This window comes from Acinetobacter pseudolwoffii (assembly GCF_002803605.1).
GTDB classification, from domain to species: domain Bacteria; phylum Pseudomonadota; class Gammaproteobacteria; order Pseudomonadales; family Moraxellaceae; genus Acinetobacter; species Acinetobacter pseudolwoffii.
The window spans coordinates 1-17,940 of record NZ_PHRG01000002.1 but is presented as its reverse complement, the minus strand read 5'-3'; the positions used below and the strand labels follow the sequence as shown (position 1 = coordinate 17,940).

Here is a 17,940-nt window from a genome sequence, read left to right as displayed (position 1 = left end):
CTTAAAAACAAGTGGAGATTTAATCCATGAGCATGGATCTATATTCTGCAACACCTCCCGTTGCTAAAAACGTAGAACATATAGCAAAGAATTTAAACTCAGCATTGTAAAAGCCGTTAGGGGGTATTTTACAATGCTGCTAACACCTGCAAAGATCCTAAAACATCGATTGCCTCGGTTGCATTGAAGCATGGTCTTAATACCAACCTCGTCAGCCGAAAAATCAGAATCTTCAGTCATCATGATGGTGTCGTGCAGGATCCTGATTATGTGAAGCCAGCATTTATTGCTTTGCTTTATACAGCTGCGATCAGTCAACCTATTGATGTGATGATCACACTGCATATCGCTGTGCCGCATACCAATAACGTGAGCCAGTTAAAATGGCAGGCATCAGAAATGCCCGCCTTGGCAGAATTACTCAAGGCGCTGGCAATATGATCCTTATCGATGAAATTTGGCTTTCTACTCAGCCGATGGGCATGTATGCGGGGATGGGTACTGCTATGGCTCAGGTGCTGAGAGCCTTTGGCTACATCAAATCACATTTTGCCTACCTGTTCTATAATAAACGTGGTCATCGCATGAAAGTGCTAGTGCATGATGGCCTGGGCATCTGGCTCTGAGCCCGACGGTTGGAACAAGGCAAATTCCACTTGGTTCAAGTTCACCAAGGTGAAACAGTAGTTCTCAGTCAAGAACAGTTACAGGCAATGATCTGAATATAGCTTAAAGCAGCATGAAAAAATTGAGTAGTCAATAAAGACTTAAAAATTTGCACAAGAAAGTGCATTAAAAAATCTTTTAAGCGTAACTTCCATTTGGAAGTTACACTTTCTGTTTTGTTAATTGTATTAACTCAAAATAATCCAGATAATATAAATATTATCGAAGTTTAGCTTCAAATTGATTTGCAAAACTCATAATCAAGATTAGAAAACACCTGTCTATGGCTTTGTTGCATAAAGGTTTGAAAGGCTGAGTTCCCTTAAGCTGCTCAAATTTAAGAGACAACTTGGGTATGAGGGCGACCTAATTCTGTGAATTTATTCAAGACTGCCATGCGTGCATGGATCTCATTCACCTGACTTGGAAAACTCCGCGCTGTTAATTTATCGCCTAATAATTTGATGCAATGCATCTTGGTTTCAACCAAACTTCGACGGTGATAACCAGACCACTTTTTCCAAAGCGATCTGCCTAGCCGTTTGACTGTCTTTAATAATTCGTTCCGCTCTATAGACCTCGCTTGCTGATCCTTCCAAGGCTTTGCATTCTTTCTAGGTGGAATGATCGCATGTGCATCTCGATCTAAAATGACTTGTCGGCAGTGCTTTGTGTCATAAGCACCATCTGTATAAACAGAATCAATTGGTTCATCCAAGGGAATTTGAGCAAGTAAATCTTCGAGTACTTGAGAATCACTGACATTATTTGTGGTGAGTTGTACTGCACGTATTTGCAGGGTTTTAGCATCTATAGCAATGTGAAGCTTACGCCATTGGCGACGATATTCAGCCCCATGTTTCTTGCGTTTCCATTCACCTTCACCAAGAAACTTCAAACCAGTAGAGTCTACGAGTAGATGCAGTCCATCACTACTTTTTTGATAGCTAATCGCAATATCAATATGCTTTTGTCTACGACAAAGGGTGGAATAATCCGGAGCTGTCCAATCTAATCCAGAGAGTTTAATCAGACTTTGAACAAAACCTGTGACCATACGTAAAGAGAGTCGGAATAGTAATTTGATCATTAAGCAGCATTGAATCGCTGTATCGGAGTAGGTTTGATTTCGACCTTGCTTGCCTTGTGATTGTGCATACCACTGAGTCTTTGGATCAAACCAAATGGAAATATTACCTCGGTTAATTAAGGCTCGGTTATAGGATGATCAATTGGTTGTACGGTAGATTTTAGAGGCAGGCTTATTCATTTTGAAATTATATTGCTGAATAAGCTTTTGATGCTAGGTTTGTGCAACAAAGCCGATTGAAGGATGAAATTTTAGGTGAGCTTAGTCAATATGTTGACGTTGAAGATGTTTTGAAAACGCTTACTGAGATAGGTGTTTCGCGCACAGAAGAAAGAATTGAAGAGGCACTAAGAAATGCCAAAGAAGCAGTGAATATCCAGCGAGAAATTTTATCTTATGCTACAAGTGGGGATGCTGATAGTGTTCGAACAGATATTCAGGTAGAAACTAACCATATCGAAAGCTTCATTTTAGGTATGCTTGACCTCTTGGATATTGAGCATACTTTACATAGCGAGTCTGGCTATATTCGTATCCGATTTAATGACGAATATCAGAAAAAATTTAAAAGCATATTAGGTAAAGCATCTTTATTAGATGTAACGATTGATCGCTCTGTCGCAGTGAATCGTCCTCAGATACATATGCTAGATCTGTCTTCACCTATCATGCAGTATTTGATTGAAAAGGCATTGGATTATGATAATGGTGGATTATGTTGTGCTATTTCAAATGCTGAAAATGCGTTTATGAATTTTATGACGACCAATATTTTAAAATGGCAAGATTTGCAAGGGAATGTTGTACGTAAGCAATTCTGTATATACACATATTCACCAAAAAGTGAGCATGTAAATCCACCAAAAATTTTAGATATGTTCACTAAAAAATTAACCGCATTTCATCAAACAGTACCGATTACTACACAGCAGGCAAATAGCCTATTAGAAAAAGCGGATAAAGCCCTACAGTCTTTTATGGCAGAAAAATCTAATTCATATTTAATGCCAAATGATTTGTATTGTTCGTCTATGTTACTAGGTGTTTAGTCCCGGCATTTGATGGATCGGATCAATCTTAAAAAGTTCAGGTTCATCTGTCCACTGTTTGCAGATGAATTCGTAGGGAGTCAGGCCCCTGAGTGTTTTGAGTCTGCGGCCGAAGTTGTATGCAGCAATAAAATCAGCAAGGTGAATGCATAGCTGAGTGTGATCGTCGTAATGGAACCGTTTGACAGTAGCTTCTTTAATCGTTCGGTTCATCCGCTCGACCTGTCCATTGGTCCATGGATGCTTGACCTTGGTAAGACGATGTTCAATGCCACATTCAGTACAAATCCGATCAAAGATGTGCTCAGAGGCGTAGCGATCACAGGTGCGGTTCGTGAACTGGATGCCGTTATCTGTTAGCACCGTATGGATTCTATAGGGCACAGCCTTAACCAGATTGCGCAGGAACTCCGCGGCTGCCATCTTACTGGCTTTAGTATGCAATTCAGTGAACGCGAACTTGGAAGTGCGATCAATGGCAACGAAGAGATAACGAAGAGATAAAGCTTACCCTGTGCTGTTCGCATCTCAGCGATGTCGATATGAAAGTAACCAATGGGGTAGCTCTTGAAGCTTCCTGACAGGGCGATCACCTTGTACCTCAGGCAGTCGTGAAATACCATGCCGCTGCAAGCAGCGGTGTAACGACGAGCGTGTCAGATAAGGAATACTCGGCTGCAATGCATAAAGGCAATCGTCTAGCGGCAACAAAGTGCGTTTTCGAAAAGCAACAATTGCCGCCTCATCTTCAGGCGATAACACGCTTGAGCGAGGATTCTTTGGCCCGGTTGTAAGATCATCTACTGAAGTACGTTTCTTCCATTTTGCGACGGTCTTTTGATTGATGCCGTAACGCTTGGCTAGCGTTCTTAAGCTCTCTTGACTATTTTGTATTGCTCGACGCACTGCCTGTGTCGTTGTGGCGCTGCTGTGTAGAACTTGTCCCATAGTGCTTCCTTCCATTTATCTGAGAATATTGCACCATTAAAATCTGGGACTAAACACCTAAATTTATCCACTAAATAAGCTATAGCCAGAGCATAGTTAACATGCTCTGTTTTTGAATGAAAAACGATAAAGTGGTTTATTGATTTTACATTTGTTTTGGTAGAAATGGCTAAAAACATGCATTAATAAATGTTTAAATGTCAGTTAAAAGGAGATGTGAACCGTACCGAGTTTGTCGGAGACTTTTTATTTAAGTTAGGCCACCTGACCTAATGGGTTAATCTTATCATAGTACATTGCTTCAAACTCAGAAGAGGCTATTAAGCTCTTTTCTTTATGGGATTGTAGACTGGCATAAAAAGCAACTTGAATTGAGTTGGTTTTCTCAATCAATATGGAACTAAAGATTACAGTAGTAATCTTTAGTTAGGTGGTTATTAATTTTCAATAATGAATCAAAAAAAATTATCATTTTCACTTTTAATTTAATTATATCTTACCTCAGGTAATTCCAATCTTTTGATAATATTATGCTTAAATGAAATATCAATAGTCATATTTGTAACAGATAGCTGTGTAGTCATTGGTCAAAATGCATCAAAACATTAGTTGAGCAAGTCGATGACTATTTCTAAAACAAAACAACCGAATATTTTACTAATCGTAGCAGATGATCTTGGATTCTCTGATATTGGTGCTTTTGGTGGTGAGATTCACACACCATATCTGGATGACTTAGCCTATCAAGGCTTACGTTTAACTAACTTCCATACTGCTTCAGCATGTTCTCCAACACGTTCTATGTTGTTGTCAGGAACTGATCACCATTTGGTCGGACTTGGGACAATGGCTGAGAAAGTTGCACCTGAGCATGAGGGTAAAGAGGGTTATGAGGGTTATTTAAACCATAAAGTAGCTGCTTTACCTGAATTATTGAATGATGCTGGATATTACACAGTAATGTCGGGTAAATGGCATTTAGGTAAGACACCTGAGCATTTCCCAAATTATAAAGGCTTTGAACAATCATTTGCATTACTTCCAGGTGCTGCAAATCATTATTTATTCGAAACACCACTGCCTGATGAAGAATTACCACGCTTACTGAGATCGACTAAAGGCTTGTATAGTGAAAACGATCATTTTGCAGGTGAGCTTCCAAAAGATTTTTATTCATCAGATTATTTCACAGACCGTTTGATCGAATTTATTGGTGATAATGAGCACCGCGCAGATCGTCCATTCTTTGCATATTTACCATTCTCAGCACCGCATTGGCCATTACAAGCACCGAAAGAAGATGTTGAAAAATATGCAGGGGTTTATGATCAAGGACCGGCAGTGTTACGTGAACAGCGTCTTGAACGGTTAAAGGCTCTGGGGCTAGTAGAACAAGATGCAACAATTCATCCTGTACTTGCACGTACCCCATATTGGGATGAGTTAGATGAGGAAGGGCGCAAGCGCTCAGCACGGATCATGGAAGTCTATGCAGGTATGGTCGACCGTATGGATCAGAATATTGGACGCGTCGTCGAATATTTAAAATCAACAGGTGAATTAGAAAATACAATCGTCATTTTCCTATCGGATAATGGTGCTGAAGGTGCACAATTGGAAGCATTACCTGCATTCGGTCCAAATCTAAATCAGGTGATTGCCGACTACTATGATAATTCATTTGAAAATATTGGCCGTGGTAATTCGTATGTCTGGTATGGAGAACACTGGGCTCAAGCAGCAACTGCACCATCCCGTCTATATAAGGCACATACTAGTGAAGGTGGTATTCGTACTGTTTCCTTTATTCGTTATCCAGATTATGAACGTCAAGGCGAAATCAGTCACGAGTTCTTGACTGTGATGGACTTGCTGCCAACCTTACTGGATCAGTTGAACATTCAGCATCCAGGTCATACCTATAAAGGCCGTACATTAGCACCTTTACGTGGCAAAACTATACTACCGTACTTGCAAAAGCAGCGTAACTATATTCATACAGAAGATCATGTCACAGGATGGGAACTGTTTGGACAGCGTGCATTGCGTAAAGGGGATTGGAAAGCATTGTTTATTCCTGCACCAAATGGTCCAAATAAATGGCAATTGTTCAATCTGAAAGAGGACCAAGGGGAAATTAAAGATCTTGCAGATGAATATCCTGAGAAACTCAAGGAATTATTGGATCATTGGGCGGTATATGTCAAAGAAAATGGTGTAGTTGAAACAGCAGAACCCCGTAATCCATTGATTGATAATACTTCTAAACCATTAGCAGTAGCTTGATTTATTTATTGTTGTCTTACAATGCAGCCTTTAGGCTGCATTTTTTATTAGTGATGTTCTTATATTTAAAAATCATATTTAGAAATAAACATTATGGAAAATGTTTGTCTCAATTCAGACAGTCATGTCACTGCAACGTACCTAATATACGCGTAGAGATTCTGGCGGGATAACTAGCTTTATTTTTATCAGGGCAAGATCTAAAACCAGAACCTAAACATGACCTTGTATCTTAGATCTAAGGTTTGAAGACAATTTAAACCAATATTTGCATACGCTATGTCTAAAACAATTTCTCAAACACTGGTTGAAGAAAAACAACACAGTACAGTTTTGCAAAAAATCATAGCACTGAACGCAAAATTGAGCGAACTCTTGCGACCTTGGTTAGTGCCATTTGCCATTTTTGTGTTGTGGTGGTTTGCCAGTGAAGCACAGTGGATGCCTGCACAAATTCTGCCTAGTCCTCAGGATGTGGCACAACGAGCTTTGGAATTATTTCAAGCTGATTTATTAAGCCATGTTGCAATCAGCTTACAACGATTATTTATGGGCTTGATTGCGGGTATTATTGCAGGTTTCTTAATTGGTATCGCATTAGGCTACAACACATTGGCTGATAAGTTGGTTTCACCAATATTTTATGCATTATCACTTATTCCGACTTTAGCTTGGCTTCCTATACTCATGATGTGGTTAGGGATTGAAAATGCTTTGAAAGTGTTTCTGATTTTTAAAGCTACTTTAATTCCAATTGTGATCCATACCCATAGCGGTGTAAGAGATATACAACCACAGCTAAAAGAAGTAGCTTTAACGTTACGTTTAACAGTTTTACAAAAATTATATAAGTTAATTTTGCCAGCAACATTACCTGCCTTTTTGACTGGATTACGTCTTGCTATTGCGGCTTCCTGGACAACTTTAATTGCAGTGGAATTAATGGCATCTTCTGAAGGTATTGGCTATCTGATGGTACAGGGACGCCAGTTGTTTCAACTAGATATTGTCTTTGTTTGTATTGCAGTAATTGCACTGATAGGCGTGGCTTTAGATCAGATATTCAACCGTTTGGAAAAAGGAATTATCCGGTGGCCGAATAGTGCATTGACAGCTTTAGTCAAGCCTAAAGAGACTGGCCTATGGAGTACGGCTCTACTGAAACTCATTTTACCTGTGTCATTGGCAATATTGTGGTGGGTTTCAGGGCAATGGGCCTGGGTTTCAAATGAAGTGCTACCAGCACCAGAATTAGTATTTGAAACACTTATCACAGGTTTAAAAGATGGATCAATCTCTATAGCGCTACACAATACGATCTATCGAGCTTTATTGGGACTGGTAATTGGCGGTGGATTAGGAATTTTGACAGGAATTGTCCTTGGATTAAACAGAACCTTAAATGGTTTATTTTCTCCAATGCTGAATGTCTTGCGTCTCATCGCTATCTTTGCCTGGATTCCGTTTATTACCGCATGGGGGGGGGTGGACAATACAGCAAAAGTTATCTTTATTTCGATTGCAACATTTTTCCCATTATATATTTCAACTTGGAAAGGTGTAGAAAATTTATCAAATCAGCATGTTGAGGTCGCTGATATTTTTAGACTGAATCAAACTCAACAACTGAAATATTTGCTATTCCCATCCATCACACCAGCAGTTTTCTCAGGTTTGCGTGTTGCATTGTTGTACTCATGGATGGCGTCCTTTGGTGCGGAATATTTAATGGGGTCAGGTACAGGTATTGGTACTTATATGATTGCTGCACAACAGCATTTTGAAATGGAAAGAGTGTTAGCAGCAACGGTACTGGTAGCAATTTTGGGCGCTTTTTTTGCCTGGGCAGGAACCACGCTTGAATCTTATGCATCTGCTTGGCGCAATCAACAAAGGTAATCAGGATCAATATGGGTATTCAAATAGATTTAGATAAAAAACAAATTGCTGCACAGATTGAGCCAATTATTTCGATCCAGCATTTAAACAAATACTTCCACGTAGGTGGACAGCCAAAACAGATCATTAATAACCTGAACCTTTCCATTTATTCCGGAGAATTCATAGCTGTCGTGGGGAGTAGTGGTTGTGGTAAATCAACACTCTTGCGTTTATTGGCAGGTCTGGATACGGACTATCAGGGAGAAATTTTGGTTCATGGAGAAAAAATTCAAGGAATTGGAAAAGATCGCTCAGTGGTTTTTCAGGAACATCGGCTTTATCCATGGCTTACGGTTGCTGAAAACATTGAGTTAGGTTTGATTAATGAACAAATCAGTTCCAATGAAAAGTTAAAAAAAATCCACGACATTATTGAGCTGATAGGTTTGAAAGGATTTGAAGATGCACGACCACATCAACTTTCAGGTGGGATGGCACAGCGTGTATCTATTGCCCGTAGTTTAATTGATGCGCCAGAAATTCTACTTTTAGATGAACCTTTTGGTGCTCTTGATGCCCTGACACGTTATCAGATGCAAACAGAATTATTACGTATTCAGAAAAAGTCAGGCCTTACGGCTGTGTTAATTACACATGATGTTGAAGAAGCAGTGTTGTTGGCAGATCGGGTGGTGATTTTAAAACCGAATCCTGGGCGTATTGAGGAAATTGTTGAAGTCAAATTGGCTCGACCACGTAAACGTGCAGATTATTCACTACACCAACTTAAAGAATATGTCTTCAGCATCTTAACTGATGACCAGGTGCTATGAGGAAATAGAAATGAGTATTATCACCCAAGTCCGTGCCCAATTAGCACAAGCACAGAATACTTCCAATACGGGCCTATATTCTATACAACAGTATACGCCTGTTATTCAACCGGTTCAGATACAGAATTCTGCCCAACAAAAGAAATGGAAACAAGCAGGGACAATTTTAGCAGTTGCCGGAGTGCACTTGGGCCTATTCTGGCTAGCAGAACATCTACCAACTCCTGAGTTAGAGTTATCACAGCCTGAACCGGTGGTTATGGAAATTATTCAACCTGAAGCGTTGCCTCAAATTGAGGAAATTCAACCTCCTGAAATTCCTCCTATAACAGAGCAACCAACACCGAATGAACCACCACCAGTACAACAGCCTGTACAGGCTCAGCAACCGGTTCAGCCACAGATCAAGCCTGTGGATTCTAAACCTGTGCAGCCGCAGCAGGAGGTTAAATCTGTACTACCGCCAGAGCCTGCACCTGTGCCAGAGCCAGTAGCGAAAGTTCAAGAAGTACCTGTAATACCGGCAAAAGGGTATGCCGGGTATCTCAGTAATCCAGCACCAGAATATCCTGAAGTCGCGTTGGAAAGAGGCTGGGAAGGGGAAGTTATTTTACGAGTAAAAGTTTCTCCAGAAGGTCAGCCTATAGTTGTGAATGTACAACGAAGTAGTGGCAAAAAATTATTGGATGACACAGCAGTTAAAACCGTAAAACGTTGGAAATTCTCACCTGCTAAACAGGGTAATCAAGCTGTAGAGGGTTGGGTTGAAGTCCCAATTGGCTTCCAGCTACCAGAATAAATTTTTTCATTTATATTAAATATTAAGGAATATCGTATGAGCGATTTAAATAGCCTGATTCATGATGCAACCATTTGGTTACTTGTTTTATTATCTGTAATTACATGGGGGCTTATTGTTGTAAAAGCTGTTAAAGCCCAAAAAGCAAAACGTCAAATCACTGCATTTGTAGAGCAATTCTGGAAAGCAAAAGATATTAACAATGCAATTCAGCAGTCAGAGCAAGCACAAGGACCAGCTGCCCGTATTGCTCAAGCAGGTTTCCAAACTCTCGCAGCAGCGGACAATAAGACTCATCAAGATTTACAGCAAAGCTGGAGCCGTCAAGATTTATTAGAACGCCATTTGCGTAAGCAAATCTTAGCGGAACGCCGTCAACTAGAACAAGGTTCTGCTGTTTTAGCATCTATTGGTAACAACGCTCCATTTATTGGTTTATTTGGTACTGTATTTGGGATTATCCATGCTCTTCAAGCGATTGCAGCTTCTGGCAGTGCGAGTATGGATATTGTTGCTGGGCCAATTGGGGATGCTTTGATTGCTACAGGGATTGGTATTGCTGTCGCAGTTCCGGCAGTTTTGGCTTATAACTATTTTGTTCGTTCAGTAAAAGGAATTGGTGCTGATCTAGATGATTTTGCTACCGATTTTGTCAGTTTAAACCAGAAGCGCGGCTTTCAGCTACCAGTCCTAAATACAATAATAGCCCAGCAAAGTACGGCAGTACGTAATGAAAATCAGGAGGCTCTAGCATAATGGCGATTTCAACCTCTGAAAATGATGATGTAGTGAGTGAAATTAATATCACTCCACTGGTTGATGTGATGCTTGTACTATTGATTGTATTTATTGTCACAGCACCATTATTAACAAATACTGTGAAAGTAAATTTACCTAAAGCAGCACCAACGCAGGCTACATCACAGAATAAAGCCACAGTGATTAGTGTAAAAGAAGATGGCGCTGTGTATATTGATCAAAAACAGGTTCAAGTTGAACAATTTGAACAAGAGTTAAGCCAAGTGAAAAAATCTCAGGATGATCTGATAGTCAATTTGAATGCAGATGAAACAGTGGCTTATGGGGTAATTGCCAAGTTATTAGCAAGTATTGAACGGGTAGGGGTTGATAAACTTTCAGTCGTTACCTTACCCCAGTAAAAAGTTAATTCCTCATTATTAAATATAATGAGGAATTAAAAAAAATCTGTGGTTGGCACTTGATCAGTGGCTGAGGCAAGCTGCTTTAAAGTGTCATAATCTAGAATTTCGGTTCGATTGTAATTTACTTCGATTACTTTTATTTCAACTAAATAAGAGAATTCTTTATTGATTTTTTGCCGCGTTGTTCCTAATAGTTCAGCAAAGCTAGCTTGGCTGAGCTTTATAATGGAATCATCAGTATGGTAATTGGCAAGGAAAAGTAATTCTTTTGCTAAGCGAGTCAGCAAGCTTTGAGTTGTATCAAAAATCTCATTAGCACGTTTGTTTTGGGTTCGATTACAGACCAGTTTTAAAATAGAAAATTGTGCTTTTGCATTACGTTGTAAAATTTCTGAAAAAATAGCCCCAGGAATATTGGCAATTACTGTTTCATTTTGGGCAATATGTTCATAAATCAAAGGTTGTCCAGATAAGACAGGAACAATATTAATCAATGTACCGGAAGGCATGAACATAACTGTGTGATAATTACCTTGGGAAGTGTTCCATCCTAACTTGATTGCACCACTTAAAATGATATTAATATCTGTACTTAAGTAGTTTTGCTGGTAAATCACTTGTTGATGAAAATAGCGATGAATTTTCAGATTTTGAAGTAGGAATTTTTGGTCAGTTTCATTTAAATATTGGATGAAATCATAATTTTCCAATATTCTACGTACATTATTTAAATGAGTTCTCTGTTGTGAAATATGCTTAACATGAATTAATGCATTGTTTCGATATAGGTTAATTGGATTTGTTGAATTTAGCATGGATATTCAATTTTGTTATAAAGGGAGGATGATTAATATAAATTTAATAAATACAATGATCAATTCTTTCAAAAGATAAGCTATTTACAAAAAAAGTATATGAAATTTATAGATAAACAATTCGTTAATTATTCTTCTTATTGTGTTAATTAGGACAGATTTGTTTTTTTTAATTCAGAAAATAGGACATATTCAAAGAGGATATAATTGGATATGTTAACGTCAAAGAAACACACTAGTTTTTGGGTATTTCCATTATTTATAGTGCTATTAGCTGTCTTTTTTTATTTTAAACCAGAATCATTTGATAAAAAAAATCAAACTTTCACTGAAAATCAGGACGCTGCTCATGTTATTCGAATAGCATCTCCTGATTTAAGTGCTAGTAAAAATAATAGTACTGCGAATGCTTTGGTTGATCATGTTTATTTAAATAAAATTTTAGAAAAAGAATTTTCTAAAGAAAATATTAAAGTTGAGTGGAATTTTTTCAAAGGAGCTGGTCCTGCAATTAACGAAGCCTTAGCGAATAAACAAATTGATATTGCATATTTAGGTGATCTAGCAGCAATTATAGGTAAATCTAATGGTTTAGATACAAAAATTATTGCAGCTACAGGTAGAAATAATCCTTCTTATTTAGGGGTATTGCCGAATAAGGGATATGACTCTTTAGAAAAGTTAAAAGGCAAACAGATCGGGGTGTGGCAGGGTACTGCTTATCAACTGTCTTTCAATAAATTCTTGAAAAGCCAGGGATATCGTCCAGAAGATTTTAGAATTGTGAATTTGGATACGTCTGCAGCAAATGCAGCCTTAGCTGCAAAGAAAATTGATGCAACATGGGGGCTTATACCTGTATTGGCATTAAAGAAAAAAGGATTAGCAGAAGTTCCCCTGAGTACACATACCAATAAGGATGGTAGCGGTACGATGCAGTCCGTATTTATTGCACGCACAGCATTTTTACAAGAAAATCCTGCTTTGGCACAAAAGTTTAGTGACATTTTGGTTGACTCATATCAATGGATAGCTAAAGAGGAAAACCGAGAACAAACAGTTAATCAAGTTACGAATAATGCAGGTTTTCCAAAGGATCTTTATGAAGAAAATATTAAAAACCTTGCTTTAAAAGATATTTATAGTCCTGACCTTGATCCATATTTTAAAGCACATTTAAAAACTGGTATTGAAGAAGCCCTTGATGCAAAATTAATTCAAAAAAATATTAATATTGAAGAGTGGGTTGATGATCAGTTAATTAAGAAATCTCTTAATCGGTGATAATATTAATATTTTGAATATATAAATATTGATAAATGCTTATAAGTGTCATAATTAAAACAGAATAATAGTTTATCAAAAAATAATATGGTTCCAGTTAAATGGTTATGGAGCCATATTGTGTTAAAAGAAAAATCTGTCTTGGTGGATTTAAAACAAAAAAATTCATCAGGAATTCGATTAAATTATTTAAGCCAATGTATTTTAGTGAGCTTAATCGCTGGGGTTTCTACATCTCAAATATATGCAGCGGATACTCAAGAAAATCCTGCTGCAGAAGATGTAGTGAAATTGAATAAAGTTATTGCGAAGGCAAAACCTAAACCAAAAGCTAAAGCTGAGAAAAAGGTTCAGGCAGGAACTTTGGGCACAGTTAGTGAACTAGAAACTCCATTTTCGATTAAACGTGTAGACAGCAAAGCGATAGAAGAAAATCAAGCCAAGTCTCTTGCAAAACTATTTGAATCAGAAGCTGGGGTAGAAACAAAAGGTTCAACTTATAGCATTAACTCACATGCAGTGTCAGTTCGTGGCCTTCAGCTTGATTTTACAAATGGCTTCAAAATTGATGGTCACCCATTTCAAATGTATGGGGTAGAACTACCATTAGAGCTATTTGATGAAGTGCAATTGTTAAAAGGTTCAACAGGGTTTATGTACGGTATAGGCTCTCCCGGTGGGCTAATTAACTATGTCACAAAGAAACCGACTGCAACTCAAACTTTATCGGCATCAGTAGGCTATAGCTCAGACAGTATTTTCAGTCAACATGTTGATGTTGGCGGTCGTTTTGGTGAAGAAGATCGATATGGTTATCGCTTTAATGTCATTAATGAAGAAGGTGAAACCTATAATGGAACAGACATCGAGCGTCAGGCTCTTTCTTTAGGATTAGATGTAGAAATTACTCCTAATGTAAAACTGCGTGCGAATGGTTTGTACCAGGAGCGAAAGCTGGATGGTGGCATTAATTCCATTATTGTGACACGCACTGGTGCAAATGCATATGTAGGTAATGAGCTACCAAGTCCAATTAGTGGTAGAAAAGATTTGACCGCCTATGATGGACTGCCATATTACGATTCAAAAGTATGGGCTGCGTCTACAGGTATTTCGTGGGATCTCAATGAAAATTGGAATGTAGATGCAAGTTATTCACATACTTATAAGCAAATTGATACACGTGATGAAAACCTGTATCTCAGAAATATTCAAGGTGATTATGGTGTAGCGATACGACAGTTGTATATGCCAACCCTCGAGTTCGATTCAATTCAACTGCGCTTATCTGGTGATCTCGAAACAGGATGGCTAAAACATAAACTCATCTTTGGCGTAGATAGACAAACTCAAACTCGTGACTTGAATATTGGTAATCCTGCTTTAAATCCAGATACCAGTACGGGTGGTCAAAACCATCTTTATCCAGGTACAGGACCCTACCCACAAGGAAATCTCTATCAGAATTCATTGGACTTAGCTTATGGTGGTTATTCTCCACGAAAGTTTTTCAAAATCTCTGATTGGGAAACACGTTCTGCCTATATTAGCGATAAATTAAGTTTTAATGATCAATGGTCATTATTACTTGGTTTGCGTAAATTCGATTATGAGAACAACAACTATTTTGTGTCTGGAAAATTACGTAATCGCTATCGTGAAAAGCCACTTACACCAACAGCCGCATTACTTTATACCCCAAATAAAAATACTACTTTCTATGGTAGCTATGTAGAAGCATTAGAAGATGGCGGTACGGTTGGTAATACATATGTCAATGCCAATGATCAGTTAAGTCCAATTACCAGTAAACAATATGAACTTGGTGTTAAAACTGAAAATAACACTTGGGGAGTTAGCTCAGCTATTTTCCGTATAGAGAAAGGTCAAGGTTATGCAACTGCACAAAATTACTATAGTGATGATGGCTTAGTCAGATATGACGGGATTGAATTTGCAGGAACTTATAAGCCAGTTAAGGACCTAACATTATCTGCAAGTAGTAGCTTTATTGATGCTGAATATAAAAAAGGTCAGCCAGCGGTCCTGGGGAATGAGCCATCAGCAGTTGCTAAATTCCAAGGCAATTTAGGCGCTGCTTATGATGTTGCAGCTATAGAAGGATTAAAAGTACACGGTAATTTTAATTATATCGGAAGCCAATACTTAAATACGGCTAACGATTTAAAAGCGCCTTCTTATGAGCTGCTAAGTCTAGGCACAAGCTATAAAACTTCATGGGGTGATCATCAGCTTACTTACCGTGCTGAGCTAAATAATATCTTCGATAAAGAATATTGGATTGCCACTAATGATGGTGTAGTAGTTGGTGCGCCAAGAACACTTAATTTAAACATTAAATTTGATTTTTAAAGGAAAGAGCAAAAAATGAAAAAACTAAGCTTATTAGCTTTAGGTCTATTGACTGCAGCTCATGCTGTAGCTGCACCCTCAGTTTATCCAACAGGTGTGACAATTTATAAACCTGAAAAGGCATGGAATCACTATACAGTTTATTCAAGCCCAGATAAAAATAGTTATCTAATTGACATGAACGGTAATGTAGTAAATAGCTGGCCTTATAAAGGTTTTCCAACGGAAGTTATTGATCCTGCTGTAAACAAAGGCAAGTTAGGGCATGTACTGGTTCAATTAGAAGACCGTAAAGATACAAACAACAAATCATTTGGTAATGGGGTAAATAACCATGCTATTGGTGAGCTGGATTGGAAAGGTAACATCGTTTGGAAATGGGAAGGTGAAAAAACCGCAGGTCATGCGCATCAACATCACGAAATTGAGCGTTTAAAGAATGGGAATACGCTAGTACTTGCCAACCGTATTCATAAAATTAAAGGCTTTAAACTTGATAGTACAATTGATGATGTCATTTATGAAGTAACACCAAAAGGCAAAATTGTTTGGGAATGGTTAGCTTCAGATCATTTAAATGACCTAGGGTTTACACCAGAGCAAGTTGAATTGGTGAAAAACTCAAATCTTGCGGACTATTTACACTTTAACAATGCACGTACATTAGGTCCAAACAAGTGGTTTGACGCAGGTGATCAACGTTTCAACCCAGACAATATTATTGTTGATTCTCGTCAAGCAAACTTTATTGCGATCATTGATAAAAAAACGCGTAAAGTTGTTTGGACACTTGGACCGAACTACCCATCAGCTGAACTTAAAAACCCATTTGTAGCAGGAGACCAAAAACCTCGTCCAGTGGATCAATTAAGTGGTTTACATGATGCGAAGATTATTCCTAAAGGCTTACCAGGCGAAGGCAATATCCTAGTATTTGATAACCAAGGTGGTTCAGGTTATCCGGCTGTTTCTTTTCAAATTTCGACAGGTTCTTCACGTGTAGTTGAAATTGACCCATCGACTAAAGAAATTGTATGGGAATATCGCCCAGGTAGTTCATTCTTTAGTGCTTTCACAAGCTTGGCACGTCGTTTACCTAACGGAAACACAGTGATTACAGAAGGCCAAACTGGTCGTGTATTCCAGGTGACTAAAGCGGGTGAAATTGTATGGGAATATGTATCGCCACATTTCTCTGAAACAAAAACGAATGGTCTTGGCGGGAATAATTTATACCGTGCAACACCAGTACCATATAATTGGGTACCAGCTAATACACAAAAGAGTGAAGTTGCAGTCAAAACTCCAGACTTGGCAAAATTTAAAGTCAATTGATAATCTAAAGCTTATAAAATATTAAACTTTGTGAAATTAAAAAAGGAAGAGTAGTTACTCTTCCTTTTCGACCTATTATCGGGCTTTAGATCTCGTTGATAACCCAGAACATCGAGCGAAACGTGCTCTGCATGATTTACATCATGCAGAGCAAATCAAACGTATTTGGAAAGAAAGTTCAGGTCGATATGGTGTACGTAAAGTTTGGCAACAATTGAAACGTGAGGGTTATGTTATTGCACGTTGTACAGTTGCTCGATTGATGCAAAAGCTAGATATACAAGGTGTTTGGCGTGGTAAGAACAAACAAACTACCCGCAGCCGAGATGATCAAAAACGGGCAGGTGATTTAGTGAAACGGAATTTTAGTGCTGATCGACCTGACCAATTATGGGTCAGTGACTTTACGTATATTCAAACCAATTCTGGCTGGGTCTACACCGCATTTATTATTGATGTGTTCTCACGAGCAATTGTTGGATGGAAAGTATCGACACGGATGAATACAGATATGGTGCTCGATGCATTGGAGCAAGCATTGCACGATCGAGGCATGCCAAAGAATGTAATTCATCATTCAGATAGAGGTGTTCAATATCTTTCTATTCGCTATACCAATCGTTTAGAAGCTGCAAATTTACGAGCATCAGTCGGTACAACGGGTGATTCATACGATAATGCTTTGGCTGAAACGGTGAATGGCTTATACAAAACAGAGGTGATTGAATATTTAAAAGCAGATTGGCAAGGTTTAGCAGATGTACAACTTGCGACATTAAATTGGGTAGATTGGTTCAACAAAAAGCGTGTACACGGTGCACTGGGTTATGTATCGCCTTTTGAGTTTGAAGCAATGTACTATGATAAGATTAATCCGTTAGGTCAGGTGGCCTAACTTAAAAATAAAAAAGAGCCTGTAAATAATTTTGTGTAATTGCTTTTCATAAATTTAAAGGTGATTGCTTAAGCGGTCACCGAATTCAATAATAAAGCGGCTCATGGCTAAACGCCAGTCGCGAATAGGCATATTCCACTTTTTAGACGCTGCATCAATTGCCAGGTAAATCACTTTACGTACAGAATCATCCGTTGGAAAGACTTTACGCTTTTTGATCGCCTGACGTATTACGCTGTTTAATGACTCGATTGCGTTGGTAGTGTAGATGGCTTTGCGAATCTCGGCTGGATAAGCAAAGAAGGTATTCAGATTCTTCCAGTGTGTACGCCAGCTTTTGCTAATCTGTGGGTACTTGTCATCCCATGTTTGAGCAAATTGATCCAAGGCCATCAATGCAGCCTCTTCAGTAGGTGACTGATAAACGGCTTTTAAATCCTGAGTGACGGCTTTGTAATCTTTCCATGACACGTATTTCAAGCTGTTACGCAGCATATGGATAATACACAGCTGGATATGGGTT

At 38.5% G+C, this 17,940-nt stretch carries 13 protein-coding genes and 4 pseudogenes; 13 read left to right on the top strand and 4 right to left on the bottom strand.

Features of this window, described 5'->3' with window-relative positions; all coding sequences use genetic code 11:
* Positions 1–26 precede the first annotated feature (26 nt).
* Positions 27–441: pseudogene (locus CWI32_RS15320) on the top strand (transposase).
* Entirely contained in the window at positions 438–626 is a 189-nt protein-coding gene (gene tnpB, locus CWI32_RS04730; RefSeq protein WP_075166711.1) for an IS66 family insertion sequence element accessory protein TnpB, read from the top strand. The pseudogene CWI32_RS15320 and the gene tnpB overlap by 4 nt, the downstream one beginning before the upstream one ends.
* A 377-nt stretch (positions 627–1,003) precedes the next feature.
* On the opposite strand, the pseudogene CWI32_RS04725 reads toward tnpB, so the two are convergent.
* Positions 1,004–1,936, bottom strand: a pseudogene (locus CWI32_RS04725) (IS5 family transposase).
* A gap of 41 nt (positions 1,937–1,977) precedes the next feature.
* Between CWI32_RS04725 and CWI32_RS04720 the strand changes: the two are divergent.
* The gene (locus CWI32_RS04720) at positions 1,978–2,805 is read left to right on the top strand and encodes a hypothetical protein (protein WP_157799535.1); all 828 of its coding nucleotides are present in this window, start codon (positions 1,978–1,980) and stop codon (positions 2,803–2,805) included.
* Here CWI32_RS04720 and CWI32_RS04715 read toward each other — a convergent pair.
* Positions 2,794–3,753 (bottom strand): annotated as a pseudogene (locus CWI32_RS04715) (IS481 family transposase). The gene CWI32_RS04720 and the pseudogene CWI32_RS04715 sit on opposite strands and share 12 nt — an antisense overlap.
* Positions 3,754–4,374: 621 nt before the next feature.
* On the opposite strand from CWI32_RS04715, the gene CWI32_RS04710 reads away from it, so the two are divergent.
* The 6 genes from CWI32_RS04710 to CWI32_RS04685 all read left to right on the top strand — a co-directional run bounded on the left by CWI32_RS04710 (position 4,375) and on the right by CWI32_RS04685 (position 10,712).
* On the top strand, positions 4,375–6,039 hold the full coding sequence (locus CWI32_RS04710) for an arylsulfatase (protein WP_004679594.1): 1,665 nt from the start codon (positions 4,375–4,377) through the stop codon (positions 6,037–6,039).
* Between the two features lie 279 nt (positions 6,040–6,318).
* Positions 6,319–7,938: an ABC transporter permease gene (locus tag CWI32_RS04705; protein ID WP_100534770.1), complete on the top strand. Its 1,620-nt coding sequence runs from the start codon at positions 6,319–6,321 to the stop codon at positions 7,936–7,938.
* An 11-nt stretch (positions 7,939–7,949) separates the two neighbouring features.
* Positions 7,950–8,753 carry an ABC transporter ATP-binding protein gene (locus tag CWI32_RS04700; RefSeq protein ID WP_004679590.1) on the top strand — a complete coding sequence of 268 codons (804 nt, stop codon included), beginning with the start codon at positions 7,950–7,952 and terminating at the stop codon, positions 8,751–8,753.
* A 10-nt stretch (positions 8,754–8,763) separates the two neighbouring features.
* A complete protein-coding gene (locus CWI32_RS04695; protein WP_100534769.1) occupies positions 8,764–9,552 on the top strand; it encodes an energy transducer TonB in 789 nt (262 codons plus the stop codon).
* A gap of 36 nt (positions 9,553–9,588) precedes the next feature.
* On the top strand, positions 9,589–10,308 hold the full coding sequence (locus CWI32_RS04690) for a MotA/TolQ/ExbB proton channel family protein (protein ID WP_100534768.1): 720 nt from the start codon (positions 9,589–9,591) through the stop codon (positions 10,306–10,308).
* Positions 10,308–10,712 carry an ExbD/TolR family protein gene (locus CWI32_RS04685; protein WP_004679585.1) on the top strand — a complete coding sequence of 135 codons (405 nt, stop codon included), beginning with the start codon at positions 10,308–10,310 and terminating at the stop codon, positions 10,710–10,712. Before CWI32_RS04690 ends, CWI32_RS04685 begins: the two co-directional genes overlap by 1 nt.
* Positions 10,713–10,747: 35 nt before the next feature.
* Here the strand turns inward: CWI32_RS04685 and CWI32_RS04680 are convergent, their stop codons facing one another.
* Positions 10,748–11,530, bottom strand: a complete 783-nt coding sequence (locus CWI32_RS04680) for a Crp/Fnr family transcriptional regulator (RefSeq protein WP_100534767.1) — start codon at positions 11,528–11,530, stop codon at positions 10,748–10,750.
* A 213-nt stretch (positions 11,531–11,743) separates the two neighbouring features.
* On the opposite strand from CWI32_RS04680, the gene CWI32_RS04675 reads away from it, so the two are divergent.
* The 4 genes and pseudogenes from CWI32_RS04675 to CWI32_RS04660 all read left to right on the top strand — a co-directional run.
* Positions 11,744–12,814 (top strand): ABC transporter substrate-binding protein, encoded by a 1,071-nt coding sequence (locus CWI32_RS04675; protein ID WP_004679580.1) that lies wholly within the window; start codon positions 11,744–11,746, stop codon positions 12,812–12,814.
* Between the two features lie 120 nt (positions 12,815–12,934).
* The gene (locus tag CWI32_RS04670) at positions 12,935–15,187 is read left to right on the top strand and encodes a TonB-dependent siderophore receptor (protein ID WP_252146092.1); all 2,253 of its coding nucleotides are present in this window, start codon (positions 12,935–12,937) and stop codon (positions 15,185–15,187) included.
* 15 nt (positions 15,188–15,202) lie between these two features.
* Entirely contained in the window at positions 15,203–16,522 is a 1,320-nt protein-coding gene (locus tag CWI32_RS04665; protein WP_004679578.1) for an aryl-sulfate sulfotransferase, read from the top strand.
* 67 nt (positions 16,523–16,589) lie between these two features.
* Positions 16,590–17,417, top strand: a pseudogene (locus CWI32_RS04660) (IS3 family transposase); the annotation flags it as partial.
* 54 nt (positions 17,418–17,471) lie between these two features.
* Here CWI32_RS04660 and CWI32_RS04655 read toward each other — a convergent pair.
* Positions 17,472–17,940, bottom strand: a 469-nt coding sequence (locus CWI32_RS04655) for a transposase (protein ID WP_167381262.1), incomplete at its 5' end; no start/stop codon positions are given.

Bases quoted from the DNA above. Each gene is read 5' to 3' on its own strand.
- CWI32_RS04695 (WP_100534769.1), top strand. From the start codon at position 8,764: ATGAGTATTATCACCCAAGTCCGTGCCCAATTAGCACAAGCACAGAAT.
- tnpB (WP_075166711.1), top strand. From the start codon at position 438: ATGATCCTTATCGATGAAATTTGGCTTTCTACTCAGCCGATGGGCATG.
- CWI32_RS04710 (WP_004679594.1), top strand. From the start codon at position 4,375: ATGACTATTTCTAAAACAAAACAACCGAATATTTTACTAATCGTAGCA.
- CWI32_RS04705 (WP_100534770.1), top strand. From the start codon at position 6,319: ATGTCTAAAACAATTTCTCAAACACTGGTTGAAGAAAAACAACACAGT.
- CWI32_RS04680 (WP_100534767.1), bottom strand. From the start codon at position 11,530: ATGCTAAATTCAACAAATCCAATTAACCTATATCGAAACAATGCATTA.
- CWI32_RS04665 (WP_004679578.1), top strand. From the start codon at position 15,203: ATGAAAAAACTAAGCTTATTAGCTTTAGGTCTATTGACTGCAGCTCAT.
- CWI32_RS04690 (WP_100534768.1), top strand. From the start codon at position 9,589: ATGAGCGATTTAAATAGCCTGATTCATGATGCAACCATTTGGTTACTT.
- CWI32_RS04685 (WP_004679585.1), top strand. From the start codon at position 10,308: ATGGCGATTTCAACCTCTGAAAATGATGATGTAGTGAGTGAAATTAAT.
- CWI32_RS04675 (WP_004679580.1), top strand. From the start codon at position 11,744: ATGTTAACGTCAAAGAAACACACTAGTTTTTGGGTATTTCCATTATTT.
- CWI32_RS04700 (WP_004679590.1), top strand. From the start codon at position 7,950: ATGGGTATTCAAATAGATTTAGATAAAAAACAAATTGCTGCACAGATT.